6 protein-coding genes are annotated in these 3700 nt (G+C 70.6%); 3 read left to right on the forward strand and 3 right to left on the reverse strand.

All coding sequences use genetic code 11. From position 1 onward, the window contains the following. The coding region (locus tag ACLEQD_RS39040; RefSeq protein ID WP_410390964.1) for a YfaP family protein at positions 1-481 on the forward strand (481 nt) is incomplete at its 5' end. 64 nt (positions 482-545) lie between these two features. Here the strand turns inward: ACLEQD_RS39040 and ACLEQD_RS39045 are convergent. After that, positions 546-776: a hypothetical protein gene (locus ACLEQD_RS39045; RefSeq protein WP_410390966.1), complete on the reverse strand. Its 231-nt coding sequence runs from the start codon at positions 774-776 to the stop codon at positions 546-548. Between the two features lie 187 nt (positions 777-963). On the opposite strand from ACLEQD_RS39045, the gene aac(3) reads away from it, so the two are divergent. Both aac(3) and ACLEQD_RS39055 read left to right on the forward strand, forming a co-directional pair. Continuing rightward, entirely contained in the window at positions 964-1764 is an 801-nt protein-coding gene (aac(3), locus tag ACLEQD_RS39050) for an aminoglycoside 3-N-acetyltransferase (protein ID WP_410390967.1), read from the forward strand. Between the two features lie 11 nt (positions 1765-1775). Continuing rightward, complete coding sequence (locus tag ACLEQD_RS39055) at positions 1776-2438, forward strand: hypothetical protein (RefSeq protein ID WP_410390968.1); 663 nt, start codon at positions 1776-1778, stop codon at positions 2436-2438. Between the two features lie 87 nt (positions 2439-2525). On the opposite strand, the gene ACLEQD_RS39060 is transcribed toward ACLEQD_RS39055, so the two are convergent. Beyond that, positions 2526-3404 carry a hypothetical protein gene (locus ACLEQD_RS39060; protein WP_410390969.1) on the reverse strand — a complete coding sequence of 293 codons (879 nt, stop codon included), beginning with the start codon at positions 3402-3404 and terminating at the stop codon, positions 2526-2528. Between the two features lie 103 nt (positions 3405-3507). Beyond that, a partial coding sequence (locus ACLEQD_RS39065; RefSeq protein ID WP_410390971.1) for a putative immunity protein occupies positions 3508-3700 on the reverse strand: 193 nt, incomplete at its 5' end.

The raw sequence follows: 3700 nt of genomic DNA on the forward strand, positions 1-3700 counted from the left end.
CTCCGTGCTCCGCGCGCGCCGCGCCGGCCTGCGGGGCCCCGACGGTGACGCGCTGTTCGCGGACGCGCGGCCCATCGACTACCAGCTCACCACGCACTGGAACTCGGACAACACGGACATCGACCTGTGGGTCATCGAGCCGAACGGGGAGAAGTGCTTCTACCAGCACATGCGGTCGTCGCTGGGCGGCCAACTGTACTGGGACATCACGGATGGCCTGGGGCCGGAGCTGTACCACGCCCGGAAGGCGGCGCCGGGGCCGTACCACGTGGTGGTGCACTACTACGGCAACCACTCGGCGCGGTACGTGGTGCCCACGGCGCTGCTGCTCGTGAGCGACCGCAACGTCTTCACCCCCGAGGACATGGCCCAGCGGCGCTTCCAGGTGCGCATCCTGCCCAACGCGAACGCACGGCTGTTGTTGCGGCGCGAGGAGCTGGTGGCGGCGAAGGACCGCGTGTCGGCGCAGCCCTCACCGTGACGCCCGGCCCTCCTGCCGGAGCCGCCAGGCCCGGCGGTGCCAGCCCCTCCAGCGCGGAGCGCGGTCAGGGAGGGCACTGCGAGATGCAGTACGCGCGATAGCTGTTGCAGTAGTACGGGTCGCCGCCGCCGAAGTAGCACTGGTAATACTTCGCGTCGCACGCGTCGGTGCAGGCGCTGGGCACCGCCAGCTCGACGACGCGGTTGGCTTCCTCGGGGCTCATCGGCTCCGCTTCCTCGGCACCGCCACAGCCCGCGAGCACACCGACAGCCATCAGCCCGGCAATGATTGCCATTCGCATTCGCTTCTCCTGGGTTTTGGGGGAAGGGGGTTGCCCCGCCACGATAGCGCTGTCTTTCAATGCGGGACAATGGGCAGGCGTCTCCTGGAAAGACGCGCGGTCCCCGGAGACCCCTTCAGTGCCCCCTCGGGCAGCGCTGTTGCTATCCTCCGGTCCGCCGCGACAGGAAGGACGGCGCACCATGACGAAGGCACCCGCCACCCGGACCGACTTGAAGGAGGCGCTGCGGCGGCTGGGCCTGGAGGAGGGCGACCTCGTGATGGTCCACGCCGGCCTCCGGAGCCTGGGGCCCGTCCTGGGCGGGGTGAACACCGTGGTGCAGGCGCTGCTCGACGCGGTGGGCACCCGGGGCACGCTCATGGCGTACCTGGACTGGGAGATGGGCGTGGAGCCGGAGGACTTCGAGGACCCGCGCCTCCGGGAGGAGATCCCCACCTTCGACAAGCGCACCGCGCGGGCCAGCCGCGACCACGGCATCCTCGCGGAGACGCTGCGGACGTGGCCCGGCGCCGTCCGCAGCGACCATCCGGACGCGGGCATGGTCGCCGTCGGCGCGAGGGCGGAGTGGCTCTGCGCGGACCACCCCTTCCACTACGGCTACGGCCCCGGCTCGCCGCTGGCCCGGCTGGTGGAGGCCGGGGGCAAGGTGCTGATGCTCGGAGCCCCGCTGGAGAAGCTCACGCTGCTGCACCACGCGGAGCACCTGGCGGACCTCCCCGGCAAGCGGGTGGTCCGCTACCAGCGAGCGCTCCTCGTCGACGGGGAGCGGCGCTGGGTGGACTTCGAGGAGTTCGACACCCGCGAGCCGGTGACGGACGCCCTGCGCGCGTCCCGCGTGGACCCCTTCACGCGCATTGCAGAGCAATGCCTGACGGAAGGGATTGGCCGCTCCGGAACGGTCGCCCAGGCGCCATCCCAGCTCTTTGATGCACGCGGGCTGTTGCGCCGCGGCGTCGCATGGTTGGAGGAGTACCCCCGCTGAAAGGAGCCGCCGTGATTCTCTTGAAAGCCGCCCTCATCCTGGCCCTCACCTCCGCCAACCCCGAAGCCGCGCCCGCGAAGGCTGGCGCGTCCGCTGGCTGCGCCACCACGAACATCGAGGTCGCGCTCCGCCACCTGTTCGAACGCTACAAGGACGGCGGGACGCTGGACGTCGTCCGGGACTCCGGCGAGCCCCTCACGCCCCAGTTCATCGCGGAGTCCCTGAAGGTGCGCGACGTGCCGAATGGCTACGCGCTGGTGGAGAGCCCGGACCTCATCGAGACCTACGAGGCCGCCCTGTTCAAGAACCCGAACGGCTACCACCTGGTGGTGGTGTCGTCGGGTGCGTCCGTGAGCCGCACGGCGGTCTTCAAGTGCGACGCGGAGGGGCTGAGGGCCGACAACACGGCCCTGCGGCTGTCCGACGCGGACGCCATCCAGCTCTACGCGGACGCGGGGCTCCTCAAGGCGAACGCGAAGAAGGGCCTGAGCGAGCAGACCCTCAAGGACTGGGCGGGCTCCATCATCACCCTCAGCCTGCCGCGCAAGGGCCGCGTCATCACCATCAAGGCCAACGTGGACGAGCCGGCCGGCGTGTATGGGAAGAAGCTGGGCACGGTCGACTACGTCGACGGCAAGTTCGTCGTGCGCTCGCTCGCGAAGAAGGCCCGCTGAGGGCGGGGCCCGCGTCCTGGGACGCGGACGTGCTCGCCGTGAACGGCACGGTCCGCAAGGTCGCCGTCGAGCGGTGCGACAGGCGGCTCAAGGGCAGCCGGAGCTGACCTCGAGCGCGTCGTAGGCCATCCAGCCGTTGCGGCGGGTGCCGGTGGCGGCGATGACGTAGCCGTAGATGAACTTCAGGGTCCCCGACTGCTGGCGGTAGCGCCCCACGCTGTCCCGCACCCAGAGCGGGATGTCGATGGAGGGCGCGCCCGAGTTCGTCGGCACGTCCAGGCGCTGGAACTTCGTCCCCGCGGGGAAGTGGTCCACCGCCACGCCGCCCAGGCCGAAGCCCGGCACGTTGAAGGTGAGGTTCACCGAGCGCAGGCCGTTGGCGCGCACGAGCGGCAGGTAGTCACCCGCGCGCTCGTGCTCCGCCGTGCTGTCGTAGACCACCTTCTTGAACTCCAGGGTGGTGTCGTGCCAGTTGCGCACGGCGTAGCACGCCATCTTGCTCAGCCCGGAGCTCAGCGCGGAGACGTGGCCGACCTTCTCCTCGAAGGAGGTGCGCCCCAGGATGGCGGACATGGGCAGCCAGCCCGCGCTGGAGTTGGACGTCGACGTCGCGAACGCGTGCAGCTCACCCGCGAAGGTGCGCGTCTGGCCGTAGTTGAAGAGGGAGCGCGTCCGGGTGGACGTGCCCAGGACGGTGCCGTTGCCGTCGCGGATGGGGACGCCCGTGACGATGCCCCACGAGTCGTCGTCGCTCGTGTCGTTGGTCTGCACGCGGTTGCCGCCGGAGGGGCGCAGCTTGCAGTTGTACGGGCTCTCCTCGCACACCGTGCCGTTCACGCCGGAGAAGGCCGCCTGCCGCGTGCTGGCCAGGTCCTCCGCCGCGACCGCGTCCTCCTCGAACGCCTGACCGCCACAGGCGACGGAGGCCAGCACCACGGCGCACGACACTGCTCTTTGGAAGTTCATGATAAAAATGGAAGTCCGACTTTGCCTGCTTTGTCAAACGACAGGGCCGGGGCAGTGCCCGCCAGATGGCATGGCCGGGTTGCGTCGCGCACCCGCGGTGCGCTCAGGGGTTGGCGCGCGCCGGAAACGCCAGCGCGTGGAGGTGCTCCGGGAGCTGTTGCCGCTGCCAGGCGCGCTCGCGGGCGGTGGCCTCCGCGACGTCGGCGGCTTCCGCCGCGCCGTGGGCCGCGGCGGTGGCCGCGTAGGTGGCGGCCTGTGGCGCGTGGGTGACGACGTGGGCGGTGGCGGCGGCATGG

The sequence above is a fragment of the Corallococcus sp. 4LFB genome (assembly GCF_046520365.1).
GTDB classification, from domain to species: domain Bacteria; phylum Myxococcota; class Myxococcia; order Myxococcales; family Myxococcaceae; genus Corallococcus; species Corallococcus caeni.